Below are 26,787 nucleotides of genomic sequence, written 5' to 3'. Positions count from 1 at the left end.
CCCCTCGTCCCGAAGGAGCACCATGAGCCCCCGGCCCCTCCACCTCGCCGCGGCCGCCGCGCTGCTGTCCCTGCCCCTCGCCGCCTGCGGTGGTGCCGCCTCCAGCGACGAGGCCGCCGCAGCGTCGCCCGGATTTCCCGTCACCGTCACCAGTTGCGGGACAGAGGTCACCTTCGACGCGCCGCCCGAGCGGGTCGTCCTGCTCAAGGGCTCAGCCGTGTCGTACCTCCACGAGCTCGGTGTGCTCGACCGCGTCGTCGCGCGCGCCGGCGCCTACCCCGAGGCGTACTACGACCGGGAGACCCAGGACGAGCTCGACGCCATCCCGCTGCTCACCGACGAGCTCGACTCCTCGGGTCACGTGCAGATCTCCAAGGAGACGGTCCTCGCGCAGAAGCCCGACCTGGTGCTCGGCGAGACCGACACGCTGGGCCACGAGACGCTCGACGCGCTGGGCATCGCACAGCTGGAGGAGCCGGGCCTGTGCCCCGAAGGACTCGCGGACCCGGGCTTCGACGACATCGCCTCGCGCATGACGACGTACGCGCAGGTCTTCGGCGTCCCCGACCTCGGCGAGAAGGCTGCGGCCGCGGTGACCGACCGCGTCGACGCGATCACCTCCGACATCGCTGCGGCCTCCGACGGCAAGGCGCGTACGGCGGCGGTGCTCTACCCGACCGTCGGCGGCGGCGCGACCTACGCGTACGGCACGCGCTCGATGGCTCAGCCCCAGCTCGAGGCCGCCGGGCTGACGAACGTCTTCGGCAACGTCGACGAGCGCCTGTTCGAGGTGTCGGTCGAGGAGCTCGTCGGGCGCAATCCCGACGTGCTGATCCTGCTCCACTCCGACGGCGACCCTGCGGCCGTGAAGGAGGCGGTCACGTCGCTCAACGGTGCCGACAAGATCACGGCGGTCGCACGCGACGAGATCCTGGTGCAGCTCTTCAACTTCACCGAACCGCCCAGTCCTCTCTCGATCGACGGCCTCGAATCGATCGTGGAGCGCTTCGGCCAATGATCCGCGCCTCCGGCATCGCCTTCTCGTACGGGTCGCGCACGATCCTGTCCGGGATCGACCTGGCCGCACCTCACGGCCAGGTCCTGGGACTGCTCGGCCCGAACGGCAGCGGCAAGACCACGCTGCTGCGGACCCTCCACCGCGCGCTGGTGCCTCGTACAGGCTCGGTGCTGATCGACGACGACGACCTGCGACGCCTGTCCGCGCGGGAGATCGCACGAAGGGTCTCGGTCGTCGTGCAGGAACCGCCGGGAGACCTCCCGCTGCTCGTGTCGGACATGGTCCTCCTCGGACGTACACCGCACCGGTCGACGTTCGGGCGAGCAACCGACGCGGACGACGCGGTGGCCGCCGCCGCGCTCGAGCGGGTGGGGGCGCTGCAGCTGGCCGGGCAGCCGTTCGACGGCCTGTCCGGCGGGGAGCGGCAACGCGTGCTCATCGCGCGGGCCCTCGCCCAGGAGTCGACCCATCTGCTGCTCGACGAGCCGACCAACCATCTCGATGTGCGCTACCAGCACGAGGTGCTCGACCTCGTGCGCGACCTCGCGGTCAGCGGCCACCACACCGTCGTCGTCGTACTGCACGACCTCAACCTCGCCGCCGCGTACTGCGATCAGGTGCTCCTGCTCCAGACGGGGCAGGTCGTCGCGCACGGCGCCCCGAGCGAGGTCCTCACGCCGGCGACGCTCGAGCCGGTGTACGAGGTCGACGTGCGCCGGGTCCCCCTCGACGACGGGTTCCAGCTCGCCTTCCGCCCTCGTCGGGCGACCGTCACAGGCGAGGGTCGACCGGCTCCGACTCCAGCGCCAGGACCGCGAAGACAGCCTGGTGCACCCGCCACAGCGGATCGCGATCGACGAACCCGGTGAGCGCGTCGAGGCCGAGCCCGTGCTCGCGCAGGGCGAGCTGGCGCTTCTTGCCGAGGTGTCGATCACGCAGCGTGTCGAGGGCATCGGTGTAGTCGGGTCCGTAGATGATCCGCAGGTACTCGCGACCCCGGACCTTCAGCCCCGGCTGCACGCGCCGCCCCTCGACGAGGTGGGCGGGCTTCACGACCATGCCTTCTCCCCCGGCGTCGGTGAGCTCGCGCCACCAGTCGACCGCCGCCGCACGCTCCTGCTCGGAGGCGAGATCCACAAACCGGTGCCGCGTCGGCGCGATCAGAGCGTCGTCCAGGCGACCGAGCTGCTCCAGGTGCCACGGGTGCGGCTCTGTCAGCGCGAGCGCCCTCCCCTCGGAGGCGAGGATCTGGAACGGCGCGTACGTGAGGCCCTCGAGCCCGTCGGTAGGTCGGACGTACGCCGCGTATGCATCGCTGAACGCCTCGGCGTTGGCGAGCCGGCGGCGCGCACGCTCGGCCAGCCGCTCGACGTCGCGACCGCGCGATGCTGCCTGCTCCAGGACAGCGAGAACCTCCGGCAGGGCGTGTCGTGCGGCTGCCCCGACGGAGGCGTACTGCGAGGTGATGAGGTCGCGCGCCTTCGCCGACCACGGCAGGAGCTCTCCGTCGAGAGCGACCCAGTCGGTCTCGAGAGCCGCGAACAGCGGTGCCGCCGCCTCGCGCAGCCGATCGACGAGCGGGCCGGTGTCGGCGAAGAACGGCCGGCCGGTCCGGGTGTACACCGCGCCGGTGGAGCCGTCGCCGATGCCGAACCGCCGCTCGGCAGTCTCGGGATCCTTTGCCAGGACGGCGATCGCGCGCGAGCCCATGTGCTTCTCCTCGCACACGACGCGCTCGACCCCCCAGCCGGCGTACTCCTCGAACGCCTGCTCGGGGTGCTCCAGAAAACCGTCCCGCCTCGAGGTCGAGCCAGGCGACATCGTGGGCGGCAGATAGACGAGCCACCGAGGGTCGACGGCGAACCGGCTCATGACCTCGAGCGCGGCGGCGGCGTTCTCCTCGGGGATCTTGACCTTCCCTGCGTGCCTCGTCTCCAGCCAGCGCGTTCCCGTGACGTCGTTGATCGACAGGGCGAGCGGCTCGCGGTCGACGGGGGCCGGTCCCAGCGGCCTGGCAGGGGCGTACCACTCATCCTCAGCGGGGACCGACACGATCTCGCGCTCGGGATAGCGCAGGGCCGTCAGCGCCCCGCCGAAGACGACGCCCGTGTCGAGACAGATCGTGTTGTTGACCCACTCCGCCCGCGGGACCGGTGTGTGCCCGTACACGACCGTCGCCCGACCGCGGTACTCCTGCGCCCACGGATAGCGGACCGGCAGCCCGTACTCGTCGGTCTCGCCCGTCGTGTCGCCGTACAGCGCGAACGCGCGCACCCGCCCGGACGTACGGCCGTGGTACGCCTCCTTGAGGCCCGCATGAGCGACCACGAGCCTCCCGTCGTCGAGGACGTAGTGGCTGAGGAGTCCGTCCATGAAACCGAGCGCGGCCTTCCGGAAGTCGTCGCTCTCCCCCTCGAGCTGGGCCAACGACTCGGCGAGGCCGTGAGAGACGGTGACCTTAGAGCCTCGCAGGGCACGCACGAGCTTGGCCTCGTGATTGCCGCTGACGCACAGCGCGACTCCGTCGGCCACCATGCCCATGACGAGGCGCAGCACGCCGGGGGTGTCCGGCCCGCGGTCGACGAGGTCGCCGACGAACACCGCCGTACGGCCCTCGGGGTGCGAGGCGCCGACCGCGTGGCCGTCCTCGTCACGCAGCAACCACCCGAGATCGGTCAGCAGCGTCCGCAGCTCCGAGGCGCACCCGTGGACGTCGCCGATGACGTCGAACGGCCCGCGGAGATCCGTCCGGTCGTTCCACGCACGCTCGCGCACGATCTCCGCCGACGCGACCTGGTCCGTCCCGCGCAGCACGTGCACGCGGCGGAAGCCTTCCTTGGAGAGACGACCCAGCGAACGCTGCAGGTCGCGCTGCTGCCGAGCGACGACGTGGCGCCCGAAGTCGCGGTCGTCGCGGAGGGCGTTGCGCTCGGCCGCGAGCGACTCGGGCACGTCGAGCACCACGGCGTCGACCAGCACGTCGTGACTCTTGGCGAGCGCGACGAGCGCCGCCCGTGCCGCCTTCTGCACGTTGGTGGCGTCGACCACGGTCAGCAGGCCGCGGCGCAGGCGCGTCGCCACGATGTAGTGCAGGACGTCGAAGGCGTCCGGCGTCGCGGACTGGTCGTTCTCGTCGTCGGCCACCAGGCCGCGGCAGAAGTCGCTGGACAGGACCTCCGTGGGTTTGAAGTGCGTACGGGCGAAGGTGGACTTGCCGCTGCCGGAGATCCCGATGAGCACCACCAGCCCTTTCGCGGGGACCGTGATCTGCGTCGTGCCGGTCTGCTCAGTCACGGGTTCCTCGCTGGTTCACGCGGTGCTGGTCAACGCTGTACTGGTCATCGGCAGCGCCCCTCACAAAGACGGCCATCTGGGTCGGAGCGCCGAGGACGTCGTCGTGCTCGCCGATGCCGCGCCGCTCCACGACATAGCCGTAGGTCGCGGCGACACGGTCCGACCACGCGGCGAACTCCGCCCGATCCCACTCGAATCGATGATCGCGATGGCGCATGCCGCTGAGGCCCTCATACCGGACGTTGAACTCGCGGTTCGGGGTGGTCACGAGGACCGCTCCGGGCTTCGCCGCACCGAAGATGACGCGTTCGAGAGCCTCGAGCCGCGACGGATCGACGTGCTCGACGACCTCCATGAGGACAGCCGCGTCATAGCCGGCGAGCCGCGGATCCTCGTACGTCAGGGCGCTCTGGAAGAGCGTGACGCGCTCCGCCTGACGCTCGCTCATCCGCTCGAGGTGCAGCCGGCGCGCGGCGTGCTGAAGCGTCCTCACCGAGACGTCGGTGCCGGTGATCCGGGTGAACGACGGAGTCGCGACCAGGCGCTCCACGAGCTGACCAGGCCCGCAGCCGAGATCGACGACCGACCTGGCCCCCAGCTCGAGAAGCGCCTGATGGACCGCGTCGTGGCGCTGGGTGTTGAGCGGGATCCGCACGGCCTCCGGCTGCAGCGCCTCCTCGTCCTCCGCGGGCGCGACCGCGTCCTCAACGTCGTCGCCGAGCTCGGCCAGGCGGGCGAGGGCCACCCGGGTCAGGGCACCTTGTCGTCCCAGGTAGCGGCGGGTGATGAGCTCCTGGTCTGGGTGCGTCGCGAGCCAGCCCTCGCCCGAGCGCAGGAGCTTGTCGACCTCGTCCGGCCCCTGCCAGTAGTGCTTGGACTCGTCGAGGACCGGCAGGAGCACGTGCAGCTGGTTGAGGGCGTCTGCGAGCCGGACGTCGCCGGTCAGGCGGAGCCGCACATATCGCGAGTCACCCCACTCCGGGAAGCGCTCGTCGAGCGGGATCGCCTCCGCCTCGACCGTCCACCCCAGCGGCGCGAAGAGGCGGTGCGCGATCGTGGGACCGCCTCGACACGGAAGCACCGGGATCGCGATCTCGAGCGGGATCGCGCGGTCGGCCAGCTCCTGGCGCGCCTGGCAGCGCCCGCTGCGCGCCGTGCTGAAGACATGGGCCATGGCCACACCGAGCAGGGAGGAGGCCGCGTACGACCGGTCGTTGACGTACTGCGCGAGGCTGAAGTCCGGCGACCCCTTCGCGCGGGACCGAGCAAGTCTCACCGGGTCGACGTCAAGCATGAGCGCAGCGGTGCACCGGTCGTCACTCGCCTCTGGGTAGAACACAGTCGCGACACCGAACGACTGCCGGAACTCCTGCACCTGGTCGGGGTGCTTGTGAAGGAGGTAGCCGAGGTCGGTCGCCGGCTGGAGAGTCGTCGAGACTGTCAGGAGCACGCGGTCAGTCTCGCGTACCGGCGCTACCGGTTTTCACGACTTCGACGAACTGATCACGCTGACGCCGCAGTAGCGTGAACGACGAATGCCCGTCCGCTCGCGAAGGAGACACCATGTCCAAGCCGCCGCTGCCCGACGAGGCGATCGCCCTGCTGCGCCGCCCCAACCCCGCCGTTATCGCCACGCTGCGCAAGGACGGCTCCCCTGTCACGACGGCCACCTGGTACCTCTGGGAGGACGACGGTCGCGTCCTCGTCAACATGGACGAGGGGCGGGTGCGGCTCACGCACGTGCGCCACGATCCGCGTGTCAGTCTGACCGTCCTCGCGGAGGACGGCTGGACGACCCACATCACGGTGCTCGGCCGGGTCGTCGAGATCAAGGATGACGACGGGCTGACCGACATCGACCGCATCTCGTCGCACTACACCGGCCATCCCTACAGCAACCGCGATCGGGGGCGGGTCAGTGCGTGGATCGAGGTCGACCGCTGGCACGGCTGGGGAGCCCACAAGGACAGCAACCAGACCGGATGACCCCACCGCCTCGCGGGCTGGGTTAGCGTACGCGCATGACTGACGTCGCCGTAGTACGGCATCCTGTCCCCACGCTGCTACGGCGCCTCGACATCGCAGCCAAGCTCCTTCTCGTCCTGATGCTCGCGACGGCGCTCGCCTTCCCAGCGTTCGGCAACCTGGAGGACAAGGGCGCAGTCGCGCGGGCGATCACTTACCCGGCGCTCGCCTTCGCTGTCCCGGTCGTCTGGCACGTGTGGTGGCGCGAGCGTGCGTCGTTCCCGTGGCTCGCGGACTTCCTCATCACGATCACCTGCTTCACGGACATCCTCGGCAACCGCATGGACCTGTACGACGCCATCGTGTGGTTCGACGACTGGATGCACTTCATGAACACCGGGCTCCTCGCGGCGGCGGCGATCCTGCTGACCCTCCCCCGCAGCGCGACCCTCGGCGCGACACTCGAGCGGGCTCTCGCGTTCGGCGCGACGGCGGCGATCGTGTGGGAGCTGGCCGAGTACTTCGCGTTCATCAGCAAGTCCGCCGAGCGCCACAGCGCCTACACCGACACGCTCGGCGACCTCACGCTCGGGACCCTCGGGTGCCTCGTCGCGGCTGTCGTCATCCACCTGGCGTGGCGCCACGGGAAGCTGCGAACCTCAGCTCCGCAGCTCGAAGCGGCCATCGCGCCGGTCGGGCAGCCGACACCCTGAGAGACGCGCGTTTGCGTCTCACTGCACGAATACCTGTACATAAACTCACTACCCGGCGAATCTGACCTGGCCCAGCCTCCCGCCGTCGTAGGAGTTCAGTTGTGGAGCCCGAGATTCCGTCGTACGGTCGTCGCCCTCGCAGCGGCCATCGTGGTCGCAGCACCGGCCATGGTGGCGCAAGCGTCGCTGGCCTCGGCATCCGGTCCGCCGCGGCTGGCCACCGTCGCAAAGAAGTGCGTGCAGAGTCCCCTCTTCACCCAGGAGGTCCGCGCTGTCGAGGCCGTCGCGACGAAGATCGCCGGCACCCCGGAGGTACGTGAGGCGCGCGCGGCGATCGCACAGGAGTGGCGGACGAAGCTCGAGGCCAAGGTCGGTCCGTTGAGCCGACAGGCGAAGGAGCGGCTCGACCTCGCCACGCGCGAGCTGGTCTTCACGTACGCCCAGCGTGCCGCCAACAACGATCCCGCCTCTCCGAAGGTGTCGTGGGTCGAGTCGCCTCCCCACACCTGGAACGGCGCTCGCGTCCAGGGCGGTCGGTACGCCGGCGACAACCCAGACACGATCTATCGCATCGTGCCGATCGACGGCGCCTCGCGCTACGTGATCCGCGGCCAGGTCCAGAAGGTCAGGCCCGTCCACGCGGTCTTCGAGCTGACGAACGACGGCGATCGGGTGGCCGCCACGGACACGATCGAGCTGAAGGATCTCGTGACCCGTGCGGACGGCAGCTTCACGATCACCATCGACTCCGAGCCTGACGCCGGACGTCCGAACCACCTCCAGACCAACCCCGGCACCGTCCAGTTGTTCATCCGCGACACGCTGTCCGACTGGGGCACGCAGACTCCCGCGACGCTCTCGGTCGAGCGCATCGCCGGTCCGCCGTCGGCCGGACGGTCGTTCCGTACCCTCGTCGACGAGACCGTCCGCACGGCGCGAGCCTCGGGCACGTTCTGGATGGACTACTTCGTCCTCTTCGCGTCGTTCTCCACGCCGCCGAACGTCGTGCCCGAACCGACGAAGGGCGTCGCGTCGATCTCTCGCTCGACCGGCAACTTCGACCTCGACGACGTCGAGGCCCTCGTGATCACCACGCGCAAGGGACCCGCGACCTACACGGGAGCCACGGTCCAGGACGTCTGGACGATCACCCCGGACTACTGGGACGAGCAGACAAGCCTTTCCAGCGGCCAGTCCGTCGCCAACCCCGACGGGACCACCACGCTCGTCGTCTCGCCGCGCGACCCCGGCGTCCACAACTGGATGAGCACCGGCGGTCTCGCGCAGGGCACCTTCCTCCTGCGCTGGCAGGGCGCGTCGCTGCTCTCCGACACCAGCGGGAAGCCGTTCGTCACGTCGCGCGTGGTGAAGCTGGCCGACCTGCGCACGGCGCTCCCCGAGGGCACCGCGTACGTCTCGCGCCGCGAGCGCTCGGTGCAGCTGCGTGAACGTCAGGCCGGCTTCGCACGCCGGATCGCGACCTGCGGCCGCTAGCCGTGTCTTAGACGAGCTCGGGCTCCGGACCGGCATGGGTGAGCATCTGGTCAGGGTCGAGACGCGATCTGCCCCACCTGCCGTGGACAGCGTTGTACTTGCCGCCGATCTCCAGGTCGCGCGAGACCGAGATGTCTCCCACCAGCCACGGCAGCCAGCCGGTGCGCTCAAGGTACGGGCGGACGCGGTCGGCCGTCGCAGCGGAGTCGGCGGCGAACGCGAGCACAGCGGGCGGCTCGTGGTCAGCGCCCTCCCCGATCGCGGTGGTCGCCAGGTTGGAGAAGGCCTTGACGTGCCCCGTCCCGCTGGGCAGGAGGGTCGCGACGAACTCCCCCGCGGACCCTTCGCGGGGCGTACGAGGGACGATCCCCGCCGGAGTCACGTCGAGCGGGTTCGAGACATCGAGGAGGACCTTGTCGGCCAACGATGCTCCGAGCTCGCCGATCACGGCACGCTGAGCAGAGTCCCAGAGCGTCGCGAGGATCACGAGCTCCTGTCCGTCGACCGCCTCGGCGAGGGTCGAGGCGACGGCGACCTGGGCGCCGACGGCGACGGCGCGCACCGCACCGGCGGCGGCCGCTGCCTTGGCGGGGCGGTGGTGGTAGAGGGTCACGTCGACGCCGTGCGACGCGAAGAGCCGGGCGATGGCAGTGCCGTGGCGTCCGGGGCCGATGAGGGCCAGGGAGTTCATCTCATGCCTCCGATACGGGCAGGTGGGGGTTGTCGGAGAGGTCGAGGACGAGCTTTCCGCGGGCGTGCTTGGCGTCGAGGCGCTTGTGTGCCTCGACGATCTCGGTGAAGGGCAGGGTCTCCACCGGGAGCCGCAGCGTCTCCGCCGCGACGCCGTCCAACAGCTCGCGCAGCTGCGCGGTGCTGTGCTGCACCCGCACGAGGCGGATGCCGTGCGACACCATCGTTTCCGGCACGAGCGTGATCGCTTTCCCGCCGGCAGCAGCGACCGCGACGGCCACGTCTCCCGCCTCCTTCGAACCGGCCAGGTCGATCGAGGCAGCGAGGGCACGACCGTCCGCGACCGCCGCGATGCGGCTGGCCAGCCCGGGCCCGTACGACACAGCGAGGGCGCCGAGTGCGCGGAGGTGGTCGTGGTTCGCCTCGCTCGCGGTGCCGATGACCGTGAGACCGCGCGCGAGCGCCAGCTGGGTGAGCATCGTGCCGACGCCCCCGGATGCTCCATGGACGACGACGACGTCTCCTTGCCGCAGCGGCAGCGCGTCGAGCGCGGAGAGCGCCGACTGACCGACACCGCTCAGGCCGCCCGCGAGCGCCCAGTCGACGTTCGCCGGCTTGGGATGCAGGCGCGAGCCGTCGGTGGTGACCAGGTCCGCGTCAGCGCCTTGGGCTCCCCAGCCGATGACCTCCTCCCCGACCTTCCATGCCCGGTCGTTCGACTCGGCCACGACTCCGGCGAACTCGGTCCCCAGCACCATCGGGACACTCCCACCGAAGGTGCCGGCCCGGCGTCGGGCGTCGACGGGGTTCAGACCTCCCGTCCGCACCGCGACACGAACCTGCCCACGTCCGAGCGGAGGAGTCTCGTGCTCTTCGATGGTGATGACGTCGGGAGGACCGAAGCGACGAACGACCGCGATCCGACTGATCTGCGACATGGCGTTTGCCTTTCTCACGCGCAAGGGCGCCACGATGGCGCTATATCTGTAACTACAGATATCCGGATTCTCTTCCCCGCAGTTGAGACGTTCCTCGTTCGCTACGCAGGCGGGGCAGAAGTGACGCCCTCGTGCGCCGCCAGTCGGCGGGCGAAGGCAAGCAACGGCGCGAGGTCGGCGTCGTCGATGAGCGGCTCGAACTCGCGGGCGAGGCTTTCGGCATGGGCGTCGGTCGCCCGCTCGACCAGCTCGGCTCCCCGCTCCGTCAGCACCACCTGGACGACCCGTGCATCCTCCGGGCTCTCCACGCGGTCGACCAGCCCCGCCTCGCACAGGCGACTGATGAGGTGCGAGGCCGAGCCCGAGCTGTAGACGAGCGAACGCGCCAGCTGTGTGGCCTTGAGCGTGTGTCCTGGCGCCTCCCACAGCGAGAGAAGAGCCTCGTACGAAGGGACCGTGAGGCCGAAGTCCTTCTTGAGCTCGGCGGCGAGGCCGGTCAGCATCGAGCGCTGACCCAGCAGCAGACCTCGCCAGATCTCCTGACGGGGAGTCAGGGGGTCGCGCATGACAGGCTCCGATCTCGCGACATCACGTACCGCCTCATTCTCTCTGTATCGACAGAGAGCGGGCCTGCGTCACTCCGCATCGGCGAGCCAGGCCCGGCAGAGCCACCACGCGTCCATCGCCCCGAACGTGCCGAGCGGATCGATCCCGGTGACGTGGGTGAACCGCTGCACCCGGTTGCGCACCGTGTTGGCGTGGACGAAGAGGACCTCCGCCGCCGCAGCGGTGTCCCGGTCCGCCTCCAGCCACGCGCGCACGGCGAGCGCAACCGGTTCGGCACTGGGCCCGAGCTCGCGCCAGGCCGCGAGGTGCTGGGTGAGCAGCGCCGCGGTCAGATCGGTCCGGGAGAGCACGGCCACCACGCTCGCGACCTCGCTGACGTGCACCGGGCCGGTCCGACCGATCGCCTCGGCGGCAGGGACGGCGGCGACGGCGAGCCGGTGCGCCGTACCAACCTCCTCGGCACCGACCGGTCCGGCGACACCGACGACCACGTCACCACCGGCATCACGACGGGCAGACGGGCGGCTCGACACGACGGCGACGACGGTGTCACCGAGGGACGCCGAGAGCGACACGGCCCGGTCACTGCGCAGAAGGCGCAACGCCTCCGTCGCACGTGGGTCACCGTGGCGTGCCACCAGCACCCACAGACCGCCCGCGTACGGCAGCCCGGCCTCGGCCGCGGCCAGGGTCGCCGCGGAACCGCCCTCCAGCAGCCGCCGCATGACCTCCACGTCGCGATCTCGCCGGACTGCGGTCTGCTCGGCACGCGCGTCGCGGTGCGCGCGGATCAACCGTGAGCGGACGGCCTCGGCCCAGTCGTCGTACAGCTCACGCGCGTCCAGCAGCTGACCTGCTCCGACGTCCTCGGCCTCCGCTATCTCGCGGGCCCGCGCCCAGATGGCGCGCTCGGCAACGTGGATGGCGCCGAGCACCACCTCGATCGGGATCCCCTGAGTGGCGCGGGTGACCGCCAGCTCCTCGACGAAGGCCAGCTCTGCCTCCGTCGGGCCCCGGCGCGCGGCGAGCGCGCGCGTGGCGGCCATCAGCAGGGCTCGCGTGTGGCCGGCGATGTCCGCCACAGGGAGCGAGGCCACCTCGGCGACCATCGAGCGTACGCCGGTGACCACCTGCGGCAGCAGGTCTTCGTCCCGCATGACCCGCTCGATGAGATCGATGAGTCCGGACCACTCGTCGGTCCGCGCTCCGACTCCTCGTGGCATCGGCACCCCGCCTCCGTTCCCTTGTGGCGTGGCACAACCTTATGCAGAAACTCGGTGACGAGGGCCACAGGGATACCGCTGGTCGGCGTCTACGGTTGTCCCGGACCACATCGGTCCGTGTCGCCGAACAGGAGCTCGTGCATGACCCACCCCGCCCGCGTCGCCGTGATCGGCGCCGGAGCCGCCGGCCTCACCGCCACCAAGGCACTGCTGGATGTCGGCGCCGACGTCGTCACCTACGAGAAGGGTGACCGTCCCGGCGGCCTGTGGGTTCGCGGCAACAGCAACGGCCTCTCCCCCGCGTACGACTCCTTGCACCTCAACACCAGCAAGGGACGCACGGAGTTCGCCGACTTCCCGATGCCCGCAGAGTGGCCGGACTACCCGTCGGCGGACCTGGTCGCCGGCTACCTCGCGGACTATGCGCGCACCTTCGGCGTCCTCGAGTCGATCCGCTTCGATGCCGCGGTCGCGGCGGTGGAGCGCGAGGACGACAGCACATGGACCGTCACCACGGCGTCCGGCGACGTCGACCAGTACGACGCAGTGGTCGTGGCCAACGGGCACAACTGGGACCCGAAGTGGCCGTCGCCCGCCTACCCCGGCCACTTCGACGGCACGCAGATGCACGCCCACGACTACCGCAGCGCCGACGTCTTCCGCGACAAGCGGGTCGTCGTGGTCGGGATGGGCAACTCCGCGATGGACATCGCCGTCGACGCCTCGTACGTCGCCGAGGCTCCGGTGCTGCTCTCCGCCCGCCACGGCGTGCACATCCTCCCGAAGTACCTCTTCGGCCGCCCTGCCGACGCCACCGGCGGCGCGATCGCCGCGCTGCCGTGGCGCGTGCGCCAGCGGATCGCGGAGACGTCTCTGCGCCTGGCCGTCGGACGACCGGAGAAGTACGGCCTCCCTGCCCCGTCCGGCGGGTTCTTCCAGAACCACCCCACGATCAGCGACACGATCCTGCACCGGCTCACCCATGGTGCGGTCGAGGCCCGTCCCGGCATCGCGCGGCTGGACGGAGATCGCGTCGTCTTCACCGACGGCCGTACCGAGATGGTCGACACCATCGTGTGGGCGACCGGATACCGCGTCACGATCCCGTTCCTGTCGCCGCGCTGGCTGGGCACGAACCCCGAGGCCATGCTGCTGCACCATCGCGTGTTCCACCTCGAGGACCCCAGCCTGGCCTTCGTCGGCCTGATGCAGTCGACCGGAGCGGCTCTGCCCGTCGTCGAGGCCCAGGCCAAGCTGTTCGCGGCGTACGTCGGCGGGGACTACGCGCTGCCGACGCCCGACGAGCGCGACCGTGAAGCCCATCGCGCACTGGACGAGGCCAAGGACAGGTGGGGTGACAAGCGGCCCGCGATGCGCATCGACTTCGACCGGTACGTCGCCGCGGTCCCGCGCGAGATCGAGGCAGGCCGTCGCCGTCTCGCCACCGGCACCGAGGGCTTCGCCGCGCGTCCCGTGGCGGTGAACGCATGAGCCGCCGTGATGCCACCGGGCTGCGCGTGCTCGTGACCGGCGCGTCGGGGACCTTCGGTCGCGCCCTGTGCCAGGAGCTCTCCGAGCAGGGTGCCCACGTCGTCGGCCTCGATCTGGCGCCACGCGCCGACGACCCGGTCGAGGTGCTGGCGTGCGACGTCACCGACGACGCTGCTGTCCCCGCAGCGGTCGCCAAGGCTGTTGAGCTCCTGGGCGGTCTCGACGTCCTGGTGAACAACGCCGGCATCGGTGGGCCCGCGCCCGCCGAGCTCGCACCCGGTGACGAGGTGCGCCGTCAGCTCGACATCAACCTGCTCGGCACCTGGCGCGTCACCGCAGCCTGCACCGAAGCGCTGGTCGCCTCGCGTGGCCGGATCGTCATGGTCGCTTCGCGGATGGCGGTGATGCAGCTGCCGCTCGCGGCCGCGTACGGCGCGTCGAAGCGCGCAATGGTCGCCTACGCCGACGCGCTTCGCCTCGAGCTCGGCACCCATGTCGGCGTCACCTGCGTCTACCCCTCGTCGGTACGCAGTCCGATCCACGACTCGACCGCAGCGGCCGGGCTCTCCCTCGAGGGGATGAGCGCGTACGAGCCGCTCGAGGGCGTGGTCGCAACCGTTCTGCACGCGGCGCTCTCACGCCGCCCCCGGCGCGACCTGCCCACCACGCGTCGCGGCGCGATGGAGTTCTTCCTTGCCCGGCACCTCCCCGCTCTCACCGACCGGATCGTCTCGCGGACCTTCTCCGAGCGTGTCCGCTCCGGGGCGTTCGCCGGAGCCGATCTGGCGGCCAGGGCAGTCGCGCGTCACCGCGAGGCCGCCCGGTGACGGCCACACAGACCCCCGGACCCGTACCCGTCAGTCGTGCAGCAGAGGCGTCCCCCCGCGCCCGTCTGCCGCACCTGGCGGCGTACGGGTCCGGGTCGCTCGGGATGGGCGTGTGGGTCACCGTTCCCGGACTTCTGCTGCTCTACTTCCTGACCAACACCCTCGGGGTCAGCCCGCTCGTGGCCGGTCTGGTGCTCCTTCTGCCGAAGGTCCTCGACGCCGTCGTGCACCCGACATTCGGCACGTGGTCGGACCGCCAGGCCCGCCGCCACGGCCACCGGCGCGGGATGATGCGCCTGGGCCTGTTACTCGCCGTGGCGATGGGCGCGATGTTCGCGGTGCCGTCGGGGCTGACCGGTCTCTCGGCCGCCCTCTGGGTCGGCTTCTTCTACATCGTGGGCAACCTGCTCTTCGCCGCCTTCCAGGTGCCGTACCTGACAGCCCCGTCGGACCTCAAGGTCGGCTACCACGAGCGCACCCGCGTCTTCATGGTGCGGATGGTGATGCTCACCGTCGGGCTCCTGGCCGCCGGCGTCGCGGCTCCCGCGCTGGTCGCGGACCACGAGCGGGGCAGCTACGTACGGATGGCGCTGCTGCTCGGGGTGGTGATGGTGGTCAGCGGCGTGGTGGCGATTCGCGGCGTACGCCGCCTCACCGAGACCTGCGGCTTCCGCAGCCCGGACGCGGAAGCACACTCCACGCGGGCCGACCTCGCGCTCGCCTGGCAGGACCGTGACTTCCGCCTGCTCGTACTCTCCTACCTGTTCACCGGCGCCACCACGCACCTCGTCTTGGCGGCGGTGCCGTTCTACGCCGAGTACGTGCTCGGCAGCAGCGGGCTGACCGCAGTGCTCATGGGCGCCTTCCTCGGACCGGCCGTCTTCGCCTCCCCGATCTGGCTGCGGGTCTCCCGCCGGATCGGCAAGCAGCGCGGGCTGCTGCTGAGCCAGCTGATGTTCATCGTCGGGACGGCGGCGCTCCTGGCCGGTGACCAGCTCGGCGTCGCCATCTCGGTGGCCGTCGTGGTCGTGCTCGGCGTCGCCTTCGCGGGCCTGCAGCTCTTCGCGTTCTCGATGGTCCCCGACGCCGTGGCTGCCGCCGAGCAGCGCGGCTCGTCCCGCGCCGGGGCGTACACGGGCGTGTGGACCGCGACCGAGGCCGTGGGCACTGCGATCGGGCCGTACGTCTACTCCGCCATGCTGGCGATCGGCGGCTTCGCCGCGGCCGTCGACGGCGACAGTGTGGCGCAGCCGGACTCCGCGCTCAGCGCCGTCCTGATCGGGTTCACCGCCGTCCCCGCCGTGCTGATGACGATCGCCCTGCTCATCCAGCGCCGGTGCCGGCTAGACCGGTCCGCTCCTCTGACGTGAGCGAGGAGGTCCTCCTCGGCCTGGCCCTGCTCGGCATCCTCGTCGGCGCGCTCGCGCAGGCCGCGACCGGGATGGGGTTCTCGCTCGTCGCCGCCCCCTTCATGGTGACCGCGCTGGGACCCCGCGAAGGGGTGGCGGCGACCGTGCTGCTCGCCGTGTTCGCCTCGACGGTGCCGCTCGTTCGCGACCGCAGGGAGGTCCAGCCCGGTGCGGTGACGCGGATGCTGCTCCCTACGCTGGTCTGCACGCCGCTGATCGCCTGGGCCGTGCGCGACGTGGAGACGCGGTGGCTCGCGTTGGCCGGCGGTGTCGGCGTCGTCATCGCCGTCGCGCTGATCGCGAGCGGTCTGCGCTCCCGGTGGCTCGGCACACCGCAGGCCGCTGTGCTCACCGGCGCCACCAGCGCGGCGCTCAACGTCGTGGGGGGCGTCGGGGGTCCCCCGATCGGCCTGTACGCCGCAAACGCCGGGTGGGAGCCTCAAGTGATGCGCGCCAATCTCACGGCGTTCTTCCTCGTACAGAACCTCGTGACCGCGCTTGTCCTCGGCGTCCACCTTCCGGGTGTGCCGCAGCTGGCCGTGCTCGGCGTCGGCACCGCCGCCGGGATGCTGCTCGCGAGCCGCCTGACGCCGTCGCGCGTACGGACCGGCATCCTGGCGCTCTCGCTGCTCGGCGGGCTCGGGCTCGTCGGCGGCGCCCTTTAGCGGCGAGCCGAGACCCGGTTCAGCACTGCTGCCAGCGGCTCCGGCACACGGTCGGGCTCCAGCGCTTCGACCAGCAGCGCGGCGTAGCGCGACTTGCGTCCCGCCCGCACTCCGAGGAAGCGCCGCAGCACCGCTTCTTGCGTCCAGTCGCGCTGGGCGGGCATGCCCGCCAGGAGCCTCAGCGAGTGCGGCGTCGAGACCTGCTCTGACCAGTCCGCGCCGGAGCTTCGCCTCCTCAGGGGCGTCGAAGAGGCCGGCGAGCCGGACGCCGAGCCCTTGCGGGCCGTACCGCGAGGCAAAGCCCGCGTGTTCGTGATCCCGCCCATCGCGACCACCTCGATGCCCTCAGCGCCGAGGTCACGGCACCATTGCGCCACTGCGTCCTGAGCCCGTCAACCGACTTCGCTCGCGATCGCGTCGTACGAGTCCCGAGACTCGTGGACGTCGTCCATGTGCGCCTCTGCCCAGCCCTTCAGAGCCATCATGACGTGCTGAAGGGATGCGCCCAGATCTGTCAGCGCGTAGTCGACGGTCACCGGCACGGTTGGAGTGACCGTTCTCGTCACGAGCCCGTCGCGCTCGAGCGTACGAAGAGTCTGCGTCAGCATCTTCTGGCTGACCCCCGCGATGCGTCGCGCGAGCGCCGAGTACCGCAGGGGTCCCTCCTCCGCCAGCGCCGCGAGCACGAGCGCCACCCACTTGTCCGAGATGCGCGCGAGCAGTTCCCGGCTCGGACAGCCCGCGAGGAAGGCGTTGTACTCGGCCTTTGCGCTGCTTCGGCGCTGGGCCGCAGTGGTCGTCGGCATCAGAGCTCCTTCCGTGCGCACTTGCCAGCATCTAACGCACTTTTGGGTGCCTACTTCCCAACAGAGAGCGTGTGGAGCCAGTCTGGACTTCGGCACACGCCACCACAACCCCACCGAGGAGAATCATGGACACCACCGCGACCTTTCGCACCGCCGTCGTCCGCGTGCCTGCTGGACCAGCGTCTGTCGAGCTGATCGACGTACCCCGACGCGAGCCGGGTGCCGGACAGGTCCGGGTACGGATCGAGGCCGCGTCGGTCAACCCTGCGGACGTGTGGGTCACCGACGGCTTCTTCCACTCGATCGGCATGATCAACCAGCCTGATCACGCCGGGCTCGGATGGGACTTCGCCGGCGTGGTCACGCAGGCAGGAGCGGACGTCACGCTGCCCGTCGGCGCGCGCGTCGCCGGGATCGTGCCGGGGTTCGACCGCGACTTCGGGACGTACGCGGAAGAGGTCGTGGCCGACCGGGACTGGATCGCCGTCGTTCCCGACGACCTCGAGCTCACCGCCGCTGCCATCGTCCCCCTCAACGCGCTGACGGCCGACCAGATCGTCGACTTGCTCGGCGACGGCGACGGCCAGCGCCTGCTCGTCACCGGAGCAGCCGGTGCCGTGGGCTCCTTCGTCGTCCCGCTGGCCCTCGATCGCGGCTGGGTGGTCACCGGGCTCGCACGCACCGGCGACGAGTCCTTCGTCCGTGGTCTCGGCGCCGAGTTCACCTCCGAGTATTCCCACGGCTGGGACGCCGTCGCAGACACTGCACTTCTGCAGGCCGAGGGCGCCGCTCTCGTCCGCGACGGCGGAACCTTCGTGGGAGTCCGTCCCACCGACGTGCCTTCCCCAGGGCGCGGCATCTCCGCTCGTGCCGTGTCGGTCGCGCCCGACCCGGATCGGCTTGCGACCCTGCTGCAGCTCGCTGACCGCGAGGTCCTTCCGACCCGGATCGCCGACGTCCTGCCTCTCGAGAAGGTCGTCGAGGCCCTCCAGCGCGTCGCCGCAGGAGGCCTCCGCGGACGGTACGTCCTCGTTCCCTGAACCAGACTCTTGCAGGTGACGTAGCGTCAATCCCTACGCCACCACGGCGACGTCAGACAGGAATGTCCCGGGACACCGATCAAACGGCGTCCCGGGACATCGATTTCTGTCGGGCTGACAGGATTTGAACCTGCGACCCCTTGACCCCCAGTCAAGTGCGCTACCAAGCTGCGCCACAGCCCGAGACCCAGAGCAACCGCTCCGAACCTGCGAAGCAACCCTAGCAGCCACAGTTGCCGTTCCCGACACCGGCCAGGGCCGCTCAGGCCAGGGGCCACCACGCCGGCAGCAGCAGCCGATAGCGCTCGGCGAACGCGTCCACGCTCCGCGGCTCCGGCCCTTCGAGCCAGGCCTCGATCGCCCCCCCCGTCCCGTACGCGACGTAGCGTGACGCGACCGCGACCGTCGCCCTGTCGTACGGCGCCGGCACGCGTCGCCCTCATCACCGGCGGCGCGAGCGGCATCGGTCGCGCCACCGCGATCCGGCTCGCCAGCGAGGGCGGCACCGCCGTCGTCGCCGACGTCCAGGACGACCTCGCCAAAGAGGTCATCGCCCAGATCGAGGCAGCCGGAGGCGCCGCCCGCGCGCTGCACCTCGACGTCACCAACGAAGACGAGTGGACCGAGGCCGCGGGGCATCGGTGACTCCGATCCGATCGAGGAGACCTCGTACGACACGTGGCGGAGAGTCGGCGCGGTGACCGATACGAGCGTCTTCCTCGGGACGAAGGCTGCCGCCTCCGCGCTCAAGGCCTCCGGCCACGGCGCCGTCGTCAACACCAGCTCGATCTTCGGCATCTCGGGCGAGTTCGGGACGGGCCCTGCGTACGCCGCCGCCAAGGGCGCGGTCCGAACCCTCACGAAGAACACCGCGCTCGGCTGGGCGACCGAGGGCGTTCGCGTGAACTCGATCCACCCCAGGTTCATCGAGACGCCGATCCTCGGTGACACCGACCGTACGATGCTCGCCGCGGCGGCACCGATGCAGCGCGTCGGTCAGCCGGAGGAGATCGCCGCGGGGATCCTGTTCCTCGCCAGCGACGACGCGTCCTTCGTGACCGGCGCCGAGCTGGTGATCGACGGCGGCTTCACCGCCCGCTGACCCGCGGGAGCCTCCAGTCCGCCACGAGCGGAATCGCCTCCCCGACGGTTCCGCTCGTGGCGTTCGACGTCGTACGGTCACGGCATGCGCACACCGGTCGTCCTCCTGCCCGCCCTCGGCGAGACACGTGACGACTGGACGGAGATCGCGCCGACACTGGCACAAGACCACGACGTCCACGCCCTCGACCTGCGCGGTCACGGCCAGGCCGCGTGGGAACCTCCATACACGTTCGCCCGCATGCGCGACGACGTCATCCGGACGCTCGACGATCTCGGCCTCGACGAGCTCGACCTCGTCGGCCACTCCCTCGGGGGTGCGGTGGCCTGTCACGTCGCGGCGGCACAGCCCGACCGCATACGACGCCTCGTGCTGGAGGACGTGGGCGCGCTCCGCCCTCGCGTGCCGCAGTCGCCCGACCGCCCGCCGGGCCCGCTGCTCTTCGACTGGGACATGGTCCTGTCGGTACGGCGTCAGCTCGACTCCCCCGACCCGACCTGGCGCGACGACCTTGCGCTCATCGCCGCGCCGACGCTCGTCCTCGCCGGCGGCCCGGACAGCCCCGTCCCCGACGAGACGATCGACGAGCTCGTGAACCGCGTCCCCGACGCGCGGCGCGTCACGATCCCGGTCGGCCATCTGATCCACCGCGCGGCGCCGCAGGCCTGGCTCGACGCCGTCGTCCCGTTCCTCGCGCAGACGTAGGACCCGACAAGAAGACCCGACGTCGCACCCCTCAATCAGGGGTGCGACGTCGGGTCCTTCGGTCGGGATGTACGTCAGCGGCGCTTGCGCTTCTCGCGCACGCGCTGCGTCAGGTGGATCGGCGAGCCCTCGAACCCGTACTCCTCGCGCAGGCGGCGCTCGATGAACCGCAGGTACTGGTCCTCGAGCTTGCCCGACGTGAACAGGACGAACGTCGGCGGAGCCACACTCGCCTGCGTCCCGAACATCACCTTGGGCTGCTTGCCGCTGCGGACGGGGTGCGGGTGCTCGGCGACCAGGCGACCGAGGAACGCGTTGAGCAGGCCGGTCGGCACACGGGTGTACCAGCCGTCGAGCGCCGTGTTGAGCGCCCGGACGACCCGGTCCACGTGCCAGCCGGTCAGCGCCGTGATGTTGACGCGCGGCGCCCACTGGACCTGGACGAGCTCGCGGGTGATCTCGCGGTCCAGATAGTAGCGACGCTCGTCGTCGACGAGGTCCCACTTGTTGAACGCGATGACTAGCGCGCGCCCGGCCTCCTCGACCTGACGGATGATCCGCAGGTCCTGCTCGGAGATCGACTCGCTGGAGTCGAGGACGACGACGGCGACCTCGGCGCGCTCGATCGCGGTGGTCGTACGGAGGCTCGCGTAGTACTCGTGGCCCGACGCCTCCTTGACGCGCTTGCGGATGCCGGCGGTGTCGATGAACCGCCACACCTCTCCCCCGAGCTCGACGAGCTCGTCGACGGGATCGACGGTCGTGCCGGCGACGCTGTCGACGACGACGCGCTCCGACCCGGCGAGCTTGTTGAGGAGGCTCGACTTGCCCGCGTTGGGCTTGCCGACGAGCGCGATGCGGTGCGGGCCCTCGTCCTCGTCGTCAGTCTCCTGCGGCGCCTCCGGAAGCACGTCGAGGATGATGTCGAGCAGGTCGCCCGCTCCGCGCCCGTGCAGCGCGGAGACCGGGAACGGCTCGCCCAGGCCGAGGTTCCACAGACCCGCGGCCTCCAGCTCGCCGCGCTCGTCGTCGACCTTGTTGGCGACCAGGATGACGGGCTTACCCGAACGCCGCAGGACCTTCACGACCTCCTCGTCGGCGTCGGTGATGCCGACCGTCGCGTCGACGACGAACAGCACCGCGTCGGCGGCGGCCACGGCAACCTCGGCCTGAGCGGCGATGCGCTCGGCCAGGCCCTTCGCGTCCGGGTCCCAGCCGCCGGTGTCGACGACGGTGAACTCGCGGCCGCTCCACTCGGCGTCGTACGAGACACGGTCACGGGTGACGCCCGGCACGTCCTGCACGACGGCCTCGCGGCGGCCGAGGATACGGTTCACCAGCGTCGACTTGCCGACGTTGGGTCGGCCCACGACGGCAAGCACGGGGACGCGCAGCGCGCCCCCTTCGGTGGCAGTTTCGGTCATGAAGTGGTTCCTCCGAGATCGGGTACGGCCTTCGCCGCGAGACGAACGACCTCGTCGATCACCTCGTCGAGAGTCAGATGGGTCGTGTCGAGCTCGATCGCGTCGTCGGCCTTGGCCAGAGGCGACGTCGTACGCGAGGAGTCGATCGCGTCGCGTCGCTGCAACGAAGCGGCGGTGGCCTCGACGTGCGCGGCCTCCGACTGTCCTTGCTCCGCCGCACGGCGGGCGGCGCGCGCGGCGGTGTCGGCCACGAGGTAGAGCTTGAGCGGCGCATCCGGGGCGACGACGGTCCCGATGTCGCGGCCCTCGAGGACGATCCCGCCCGACGCAGCGATGGTCTCGCGCTGGAGGGCGACGAGCCGCTGGCGCACCTCGGGCACGCGGCTCACGTGGCTGACCGCGTCGGTGACCCGCTGGGTGCGGATCGGCCCGGACACGTCCACGCCGTCGGCCGCGATCGTCGGCGCCTGGGGGTCGGTGCCGGAGAGAATGTCGACGTCGGCCGCGGCGGCGGCGACGGCCACCGGGTCCTCGACGTCGACGCCCCGCTCGAGCACCGCCCAGGTCATGGCGCGGTACATCGCCCCGGTGTCCAGGTACGCCAGGCCGAGGCGCGTCGCGACGCCTCGCGCCGTGCTCGACTTGCCCGATCCGGAAGGGCCGTCGAGGGCGATGACTGCTGGGGGCACGGGGCCAACCTTTCTCACAGGGGTACTCGTTGAGCTGTTCTCATCGAGCTGTTCGTCATAGGTGCGTGGTCCATCCGCGCTCGGTGAGCGCGACGGTGAGCTCCTCGGCACGCTCGGAGCGCACCGCGATCTCGGCGACGCCCACCGGGCGGCCGAGGTCGTGGTCGATACGCAGGTCTTCGATGTTCACTCCCGATTCTCCCGTATCACGGAAGAGGCGCCCCAACTCGCCCGGCTGATCGGGCACCTGGACGAACACAGAGGTCAGCGCAGGGGTGAGCTCCTCGCCGTGCTTGCCCGGAATCAGGCGGGTCCCCGCGACTCCCCGGCCGAGCACGTCCTCGATCACGTGGCCCCGCTCGATGCCGTCCAGCAGCTCGTCGAGGTCGTCGCGCACGCCGCGCAGCAGCTCGGCCAGCGGGAGCCTGTTGGCGTGCAGGATCTGGCGCCAGAGCACGGGGTCGCTGGCCGCGATCCGGGTGACGTCACGCAGGCCCTGCCCGGCGAGGGCGAGGTGGTCGGCCGGGCCACCGTGCAGACGCGACGCGGTGAGGACGGACATCACCTGGGGCAGGTGCGAGACCCGCGCGACGGCGAGGTCGTGCTCGTCCGGCGGCATCTCGACCAGCGTGGCGCCCACGACGTGTGCGAGATCACGGACGCGTTCGAGGGCCACCTCCGACGCAGCCGCGTGCGGGGTCACGGCCCACGCCCGGCCCTCGAACAGCGTCTCTGAGGCCGCAGTCGGTCCCGAGCGCTCACTGCCGGCCATCGGATGGCTCCCGACGTAGCGCTCCAGCCCCTCCGTACCGGCCGACGCGAGCGCCTCGAGGGGCGGGAGCTTGACGCTCCCGACATCGGTGACCACCGCTGCGGGCCACTCCGCCAAGGCGTCCGCGACGACCTCGGCGACGAAGTCCGGCGGCACGGCGACGACGACGAGGGCCACGGACTCCGGCTCGTCCACGGTGCCGGCGCCGAGCATCTGGGCCGTACGGGCGTGGTCGTGCTGGAGGTCGCGCAGGTGCACCGGCACGCCAGCACGCGTCAGCGCGAGGGCGACGGAGGTGCCGACGAGCCCGCACCCCACCACGAGGGCGGGGCCGTCGATCGTACGGGGCTGGGCGTCGGCACTCACAGCCCCACGCTATCCAACAGGACCCCGAGCTCGTCCGACGTGAGCTCTCGGAGGTCGCCCGGCTTCATGCCGCCCAGGTGGATGCCCCCGAAACCGGTACGGGTCAGCCGGACGACGGGGTGGCCGACGGCGTCGAGCATCCTGCGGACGATCCGGTTGCGGCCGAGGTGGATGTCGAGCTCGACGATGCTGCGGTCGGCTGCCATCTGCTTCACGACGAAGCGGTCCACCTGGACAGGCCCGTCGTCGAGCGTGATGCCGTCGCGCAGCGTGCGGCCGAGGCCACGGGCGACCTGGCCCTCCACCTCGGCGACGTAGGTCTTGGTGATCTCGAACGACGGGTGCGCCATCCGGTTGGCGAACTCGCCGTCGTTGGTGAGCAGCAGCAGCCCGCTGGTGTCGGTGTCGAGCCGGCCGACGTGGAAGAGCCGCTCAGGACGGTCGGCCGCGTACGAGGACAGGTCCGGGCGGCCCTGCTCGTCGCTCATCGTCGAGACGACGCCGCGGGGCTTGTTGAGGACCAGATAGACGTGGTCCGACGCGGGCGGGATGCGCTTGCCGTCGACGTGGATCACGTCCGTACGGGGGTCGACCCGGCGCCCCATCTGGGTGACGACCTCGCCGTTGACCGACACCCGGCCGCGCTCCATGAGGATCTCGCAGGCACGCCGCGAACCGACCCCTGCCTGGGCCAGCACCTTCTGCAGACGGATGCCTTCGGGCAACTCGCTCACGCGTCCTCCTCTGTTCCTTGTACGTCCGCCGGTCGAGCCTGTCCAGACCCCTCCACCGGCGCTCCGAGACCCTCCGGGTCGCCCATCTCCTCCATCTCCGGCAGGAACGGCGCCAGGTCGGGCAGCTCGTCGAGGCTGCCCAGCCCCATCCGCTCCAAGAAGTACGGGGTGGTCGCGTACAAGACCGCCCCTGTCTCATTGTCGGCGCCGGCCTCCGCGACCAGACCACGGGTCACGAGCGTGCGCATGACGCCGTCGACGTTGACGCCGCGGATCGCCGACACGCGCGCCCTCGAGATCGGCTGGCGGTAGGCCACCACGGCCATCGTCTCCAGCGCCGCCTGGGTGAGCCGTGCCTGCTGCCCGTCCAGGACGAACCGCTCCACCGCGCCGGCATACGTGTCGCGGGTGGAGAACCGCCAGCCGCCGGCGACCTGCCGCAGCGCGAACCCGCGCTCCTCGTCGTCGTAGGACCGTGCGAGCTCGACGAGCGCGGTCTCGACATCGGCGGGCGGGTGCCCCACTGCCGAGGCGAGCGTGAGGTGGTCGAGCGGCTGGTCGGCCACCATGAGGACCGCCTCCAGCGCAGGGCGCAGCGGGTACGCGGGCGCCTCCGCGCCACTCGGCTCCGTCGCGTCAGTCTCGTCCATCGCCATCCTCACCTGCGGCCTCCTTGGCCGCCTCGTCGTCTTCGTCGAACTCCGTGCTGACCTCGACCTCACCGTCCTCGGATCCCGTCCAGCGGATCGTCAGCTCCCCCAACGGGGTCACCTGGTCGAACGCGACGACCCCCTCACGGAACAGCTCGAGCAGCGAAAGGAAGCGCGCCACCTTCGTGAGCATGTCCGGGGCGTCCGCGACCAGCGTCCGGAACGTCAGCGACGTCCCGCGGCGCAGCCGCTCGACCACCACGACGGCCTGGTCCCGCACGCTGACCTGCGGGGCGTGCAGATGCGCGAGCGACACGAGCGGCGGCACCTTGGGCTGCATCGCCTTCGCGGCGAGCATGGCCAGCTCCTCCGGACCGACGCTGATGAGCACCTCGGGCAGCAGCGTCGCGAACCGCTCCTCCAACGCCACGTCGCGGGGGAACCGCTTCGACTCCTCCTCGAGCCGTTCGCGCATCCGTGCGGCGACCAGCTTGAACGCGCGGTACTGCAGTAGGCGCGCGAACAGCAGGTCACGCGCCTCCAGGAGCGCCAGGTCGTCCTCGTCCTCGACGTCTGCCTGCGGCAGCAGCCGCGCGGCCTTCAGGTCGAGCAGCGTCGACGCGACCAGCAGGAACTCCGTAGTCTGCTCCAGGTCGCCGTCCGGACCCATCGCCTTCAGGTGCGCGATGAACTCGACGGTCACCTTGGACAGTGCGATCTCGGTGATGTCGAGCTTGTGCTTCGCGATCAGCTGCAGGAGCAGGTCGAACGGCCCCTCGTACGCGTCGAGGTGGACGACGAACCCTGTCGAGCTCGCCTGCTCGCCGACCTCGGGTCCGCTCACGTGGCCCCGAGTCGTCGGGCGAGCTCGCTGTCGGCGCCGTTCTCGTCGTAGTCGGCCAGCGCCATCGCGAGGGCGACGCGGATCAGCCGGCCCCGGTCGAGGGTCTGGCCGAGGTCGCGGCGCAGCTCGAGGCGCGTGTGCTCGAGGTCGAGCAGCTCGTCCGAGGTCATGTAGACCGTGACCTTGCTGTCGTGCTTCACCCGTCCGCTCGAGCGTCCCGAGGAGGCACCGTCGTCGGTCGACGCGTCGGCCGCGGGAGCAGCCTCCGACGCGGCCTCAGCGGTGGTCGGTCGGAAGAGCTCGTCGGCGCCAGGCAGCTTCACACGCCGGGGCACCGGACGAGCACCTCCCGCGCAAGCTGACGATAGGCATCGGCACCCGGAGAGTCGGAGGCGAACTCGGTGATCGGCTCGCCCGCGACCGTGGCATCGGAGAACTTCACCGTACGCCGGATCACGGTGTGGAAGACCTTGTCGCCCCACCCGTCCACGAGCGTCTGGAGCACCTCACGGCTGTGCAGGGTGCGGCTGTCGTACATCGTGCCGAGCAGACCGATGATCTCGAGATCGAAGTTGGTCCGCTGGCGCACCTTCTCGATGGTCTCCTTGAGCAGGGCGACCCCGCGCAGGGCGAAGTATTCGCACTCCAACGGGATCAGGACGCCGTCGCAGGCGGTCAACGCGTTCACGGCGAGCAGGCCGAGCGACGGCTGGCAGTCGATGAGGATGACGTCGTAGTCGTTGAGCACCGGGCGCAGCATCCGCGCGAGGGTCTGCTCGCGCCCGACCTCGTGGACCAGGTGCATCTCGGCGCCGGACAGGTCGATGCTGGACGGCAGCAGGTGCAGGTTGGCCGTACGGGTCTTGAGGAGGACGTCGGACACCTCGACGTCGTCGTGCATCAGCAGGTGGTAGACCGTCGCGTCGAGATCGTGCGCGGGGAAGCCCAGCCCGACCGTCATCGACGCCTGAGGGTCGAAGTCGACCAACAGCACGCGCCGGCCCGTCTCGGCCAGCGCGGCACCGAGGTTGATCGCCGTGGTGGTCTTGCCGACTCCGCCCTTCTGGTTGCACAGGGCGATGACATAGGCGGGACCTCCGCTCGGGGGGCCCGGCTGGGGGAAGTCAGGTAGGGGGCGGCCGGTCGGCCCGTTCTTGGCGCTGGTCGACGGTCCGAGGTCGCCGAGCAGATCACTGGTGTGGTTCATGCGCACTCGATCCCATGAAGATGGCTGTTTGGACTCTAGCAAGTCGACAAGTCTCCTCCGCCACGCCGCGCGGAGTGTCGGCGTACGCCCCGCAATTTGACGGGTTTCCCACCCTTTGCTGCACCCGATTCGGTGGATAACCCGTCAAATCGCG

General features: G+C 70.6%; 29 protein-coding genes and 1 tRNA gene. 13 read left to right on the top strand and 17 right to left on the bottom strand.

The window, feature by feature from the left end:
• The first annotated feature begins 22 nt into the window (after positions 1 to 22).
• Together HCT63_RS06570 and HCT63_RS06565 are read left to right on the top strand one after the other, a co-directional pair.
• The gene (locus HCT63_RS06570; protein ID WP_167002501.1) at positions 23 to 1,018 is read left to right on the top strand and encodes an ABC transporter substrate-binding protein; all 996 of its coding nucleotides are present in this window, start codon (positions 23 to 25) and stop codon (positions 1,016 to 1,018) included.
• Positions 1,015 to 1,887 (top strand): ABC transporter ATP-binding protein, encoded by an 873-nt coding sequence (locus tag HCT63_RS06565; RefSeq protein WP_167002499.1) that lies wholly within the window; start codon positions 1,015 to 1,017, stop codon positions 1,885 to 1,887. The genes HCT63_RS06570 and HCT63_RS06565 overlap by 4 nt, the downstream gene beginning before the upstream one ends.
• Here HCT63_RS06565 and HCT63_RS06560 read toward each other — a convergent pair.
• Entirely contained in the window at positions 1,790 to 4,312 is a 2,523-nt protein-coding gene (locus HCT63_RS06560) for a polynucleotide kinase-phosphatase (RefSeq protein ID WP_167002497.1), read from the bottom strand. The genes HCT63_RS06565 and HCT63_RS06560 overlap by 98 nt on opposite strands.
• Positions 4,305 to 5,762 (bottom strand): 3' terminal RNA ribose 2'-O-methyltransferase Hen1, encoded by a 1,458-nt coding sequence (locus HCT63_RS06555; protein ID WP_167002495.1) that lies wholly within the window; start codon positions 5,760 to 5,762, stop codon positions 4,305 to 4,307. The genes HCT63_RS06560 and HCT63_RS06555 overlap by 8 nt, the downstream gene beginning before the upstream one ends.
• 113 nt (positions 5,763 to 5,875) lie before the next feature.
• Between HCT63_RS06555 and HCT63_RS06550 the strand changes: the two genes are divergently transcribed.
• The 3 genes from HCT63_RS06550 to HCT63_RS06540 all read left to right on the top strand — a co-directional run bounded on the left by HCT63_RS06550 (position 5,876) and on the right by HCT63_RS06540 (position 8,484).
• Complete coding sequence (locus tag HCT63_RS06550) at positions 5,876 to 6,298, top strand: PPOX class F420-dependent oxidoreductase (protein ID WP_167002493.1); 423 nt, start codon at positions 5,876 to 5,878, stop codon at positions 6,296 to 6,298.
• 35 nt (positions 6,299 to 6,333) lie between these two features.
• Positions 6,334 to 6,990: a hypothetical protein gene (locus HCT63_RS06545; protein ID WP_167002491.1), complete on the top strand. Its 657-nt coding sequence runs from the start codon at positions 6,334 to 6,336 to the stop codon at positions 6,988 to 6,990.
• Positions 6,991 to 7,089: 99 nt separating this feature from the next.
• Positions 7,090 to 8,484 (top strand): DUF1214 domain-containing protein, encoded by a 1,395-nt coding sequence (locus tag HCT63_RS06540; protein WP_167002489.1) that lies wholly within the window; start codon positions 7,090 to 7,092, stop codon positions 8,482 to 8,484.
• Between the two features lie 7 nt (positions 8,485 to 8,491).
• Here the strand turns inward: HCT63_RS06540 and HCT63_RS06535 are convergent, their stop codons facing one another.
• From HCT63_RS06535 to HCT63_RS06520, 4 genes are all read right to left on the bottom strand, one after another.
• Positions 8,492 to 9,175 carry an NAD(P)-binding domain-containing protein gene (locus HCT63_RS06535; RefSeq protein ID WP_167002487.1) on the bottom strand — a complete coding sequence of 228 codons (684 nt, stop codon included), beginning with the start codon at positions 9,173 to 9,175 and terminating at the stop codon, positions 8,492 to 8,494.
• Between the two features lies 1 nt (position 9,176).
• Positions 9,177 to 10,112, bottom strand: a complete 936-nt coding sequence (locus tag HCT63_RS06530) for an NADP-dependent oxidoreductase (RefSeq protein ID WP_167002486.1) — start codon at positions 10,110 to 10,112, stop codon at positions 9,177 to 9,179.
• A gap of 101 nt (positions 10,113 to 10,213) precedes the next feature.
• Entirely contained in the window at positions 10,214 to 10,678 is a 465-nt protein-coding gene (locus tag HCT63_RS06525) for a MarR family transcriptional regulator (RefSeq protein ID WP_167002484.1), read from the bottom strand.
• A 69-nt stretch (positions 10,679 to 10,747) separates the two neighbouring features.
• Positions 10,748 to 11,902 carry a helix-turn-helix domain-containing protein gene (locus HCT63_RS06520; RefSeq protein WP_167002482.1) on the bottom strand — a complete coding sequence of 385 codons (1,155 nt, stop codon included), beginning with the start codon at positions 11,900 to 11,902 and terminating at the stop codon, positions 10,748 to 10,750.
• Between the two features lie 141 nt (positions 11,903 to 12,043).
• On the opposite strand from HCT63_RS06520, the gene HCT63_RS06515 reads away from it, so the two are divergent.
• The 4 genes from HCT63_RS06515 to HCT63_RS06500 are packed head-to-tail and all read left to right on the top strand — an operon-like array spanning position 12,044 to position 16,294.
• Positions 12,044 to 13,393, top strand: a complete 1,350-nt coding sequence (locus HCT63_RS06515) for an NAD(P)-binding domain-containing protein (protein ID WP_167002479.1) — start codon at positions 12,044 to 12,046, stop codon at positions 13,391 to 13,393.
• On the top strand, positions 13,390 to 14,220 hold the full coding sequence (locus HCT63_RS06510; RefSeq protein WP_167002477.1) for an SDR family NAD(P)-dependent oxidoreductase: 831 nt from the start codon (positions 13,390 to 13,392) through the stop codon (positions 14,218 to 14,220). Before HCT63_RS06515 ends, HCT63_RS06510 begins: the two co-directional genes overlap by 4 nt.
• On the top strand, positions 14,217 to 15,590 hold the full coding sequence (locus HCT63_RS06505) for an MFS transporter (protein ID WP_167002475.1): 1,374 nt from the start codon (positions 14,217 to 14,219) through the stop codon (positions 15,588 to 15,590). Before HCT63_RS06510 ends, HCT63_RS06505 begins: the two co-directional genes overlap by 4 nt.
• Positions 15,587 to 16,294: a sulfite exporter TauE/SafE family protein gene (locus HCT63_RS06500; protein ID WP_167002473.1), complete on the top strand. Its 708-nt coding sequence runs from the start codon at positions 15,587 to 15,589 to the stop codon at positions 16,292 to 16,294. Before HCT63_RS06505 ends, HCT63_RS06500 begins: the two co-directional genes overlap by 4 nt.
• On the opposite strand, the gene HCT63_RS06495 is transcribed toward HCT63_RS06500, so the two are convergent.
• A complete protein-coding gene (locus HCT63_RS06495) occupies positions 16,291 to 16,620 on the bottom strand; it encodes a hypothetical protein (protein WP_167002471.1) in 330 nt (109 codons plus the stop codon). The two genes, HCT63_RS06500 and HCT63_RS06495, sit on opposite strands and share 4 nt — an antisense overlap.
• Before the next feature lie 66 nt (positions 16,621 to 16,686).
• A complete protein-coding gene (locus HCT63_RS06490) occupies positions 16,687 to 17,100 on the bottom strand; it encodes a helix-turn-helix domain-containing protein (protein ID WP_167002469.1) in 414 nt (137 codons plus the stop codon).
• Positions 17,101 to 17,225: 125 nt separating this feature from the next.
• Here HCT63_RS06490 and HCT63_RS06485 point away from each other — a divergent pair, with 125 nt between their 5' ends.
• The gene (locus tag HCT63_RS06485; RefSeq protein ID WP_167002467.1) at positions 17,226 to 18,140 is read left to right on the top strand and encodes an NADP-dependent oxidoreductase; all 915 of its coding nucleotides are present in this window, start codon (positions 17,226 to 17,228) and stop codon (positions 18,138 to 18,140) included.
• A gap of 109 nt (positions 18,141 to 18,249) precedes the next feature.
• Here the strand turns inward: HCT63_RS06485 and HCT63_RS06480 are convergent.
• Positions 18,250 to 18,323: transfer RNA gene (locus tag HCT63_RS06480), tRNA-Pro, on the bottom strand.
• Positions 18,324 to 18,527: 204 nt separating this feature from the next.
• Here HCT63_RS06480 and HCT63_RS20670 point away from each other — a divergent pair.
• The 3 genes from HCT63_RS20670 (at position 18,528) to HCT63_RS06470 (ending at position 19,947) form a co-directional block, all read left to right on the top strand.
• A complete protein-coding gene (locus HCT63_RS20670) occupies positions 18,528 to 18,785 on the top strand; it encodes an SDR family NAD(P)-dependent oxidoreductase (RefSeq protein WP_220471296.1) in 258 nt (85 codons plus the stop codon).
• Positions 18,778 to 19,242: an SDR family oxidoreductase gene (locus HCT63_RS20665; RefSeq protein ID WP_347877937.1), complete on the top strand. Its 465-nt coding sequence runs from the start codon at positions 18,778 to 18,780 to the stop codon at positions 19,240 to 19,242. The genes HCT63_RS20670 and HCT63_RS20665 overlap by 8 nt, the downstream gene beginning before the upstream one ends.
• Positions 19,243 to 19,326: 84 nt before the next feature.
• Positions 19,327 to 19,947: an alpha/beta fold hydrolase gene (locus HCT63_RS06470; protein ID WP_167002465.1), complete on the top strand. Its 621-nt coding sequence runs from the start codon at positions 19,327 to 19,329 to the stop codon at positions 19,945 to 19,947.
• 74 nt (positions 19,948 to 20,021) lie between these two features.
• Here HCT63_RS06470 and der read toward each other — a convergent pair whose 3' ends face one another.
• Genes der through HCT63_RS06430 form a run of 8 tightly spaced genes read right to left on the bottom strand, consistent with a single transcriptional unit; the run spans position 20,022 to position 26,633 of the window.
• Positions 20,022 to 21,371, bottom strand: coding sequence for a ribosome biogenesis GTPase Der (gene der, locus HCT63_RS06465; RefSeq protein ID WP_167002463.1), 1,350 nt, complete (start codon positions 21,369 to 21,371; stop codon positions 20,022 to 20,024).
• Positions 21,368 to 22,060: a (d)CMP kinase gene (gene cmk / locus HCT63_RS06460; protein ID WP_167002461.1), complete on the bottom strand. Its 693-nt coding sequence runs from the start codon at positions 22,058 to 22,060 to the stop codon at positions 21,368 to 21,370. Before cmk ends, der begins: the two co-directional genes overlap by 4 nt.
• 55 nt (positions 22,061 to 22,115) lie before the next feature.
• Entirely contained in the window at positions 22,116 to 23,198 is a 1,083-nt protein-coding gene (locus tag HCT63_RS06455; RefSeq protein ID WP_167002459.1) for a prephenate dehydrogenase, read from the bottom strand.
• Positions 23,195 to 23,932 carry a pseudouridine synthase gene (locus tag HCT63_RS06450; RefSeq protein ID WP_167002457.1) on the bottom strand — a complete coding sequence of 246 codons (738 nt, stop codon included), beginning with the start codon at positions 23,930 to 23,932 and terminating at the stop codon, positions 23,195 to 23,197. Before HCT63_RS06450 ends, HCT63_RS06455 begins: the two co-directional genes overlap by 4 nt.
• Entirely contained in the window at positions 23,929 to 24,582 is a 654-nt protein-coding gene (scpB, locus tag HCT63_RS06445; RefSeq protein ID WP_167002455.1) for an SMC-Scp complex subunit ScpB, read from the bottom strand. The genes HCT63_RS06450 and scpB overlap by 4 nt, the downstream gene beginning before the upstream one ends.
• Positions 24,569 to 25,426 carry a segregation/condensation protein A gene (locus HCT63_RS06440; protein ID WP_167002453.1) on the bottom strand — a complete coding sequence of 286 codons (858 nt, stop codon included), beginning with the start codon at positions 25,424 to 25,426 and terminating at the stop codon, positions 24,569 to 24,571. Before HCT63_RS06440 ends, scpB begins: the two co-directional genes overlap by 14 nt.
• Complete coding sequence (locus HCT63_RS06435) at positions 25,423 to 25,761, bottom strand: hypothetical protein (protein WP_167002451.1); 339 nt, start codon at positions 25,759 to 25,761, stop codon at positions 25,423 to 25,425. Before HCT63_RS06435 ends, HCT63_RS06440 begins: the two co-directional genes overlap by 4 nt.
• Positions 25,746 to 26,633, bottom strand: a complete 888-nt coding sequence (locus HCT63_RS06430) for a ParA family protein (RefSeq protein ID WP_167002449.1) — start codon at positions 26,631 to 26,633, stop codon at positions 25,746 to 25,748. The genes HCT63_RS06435 and HCT63_RS06430 overlap by 16 nt, the downstream gene beginning before the upstream one ends.
• Positions 26,634 to 26,787 lie beyond the last annotated feature (154 nt).

It is taken from the genome of Mumia sp. ZJ430 (assembly GCF_011751845.1).
GTDB lineage: Bacteria > Actinomycetota > Actinomycetes > Propionibacteriales > Nocardioidaceae > Mumia.
This window is presented reverse-complemented; position numbering and strand designations above follow the sequence as displayed.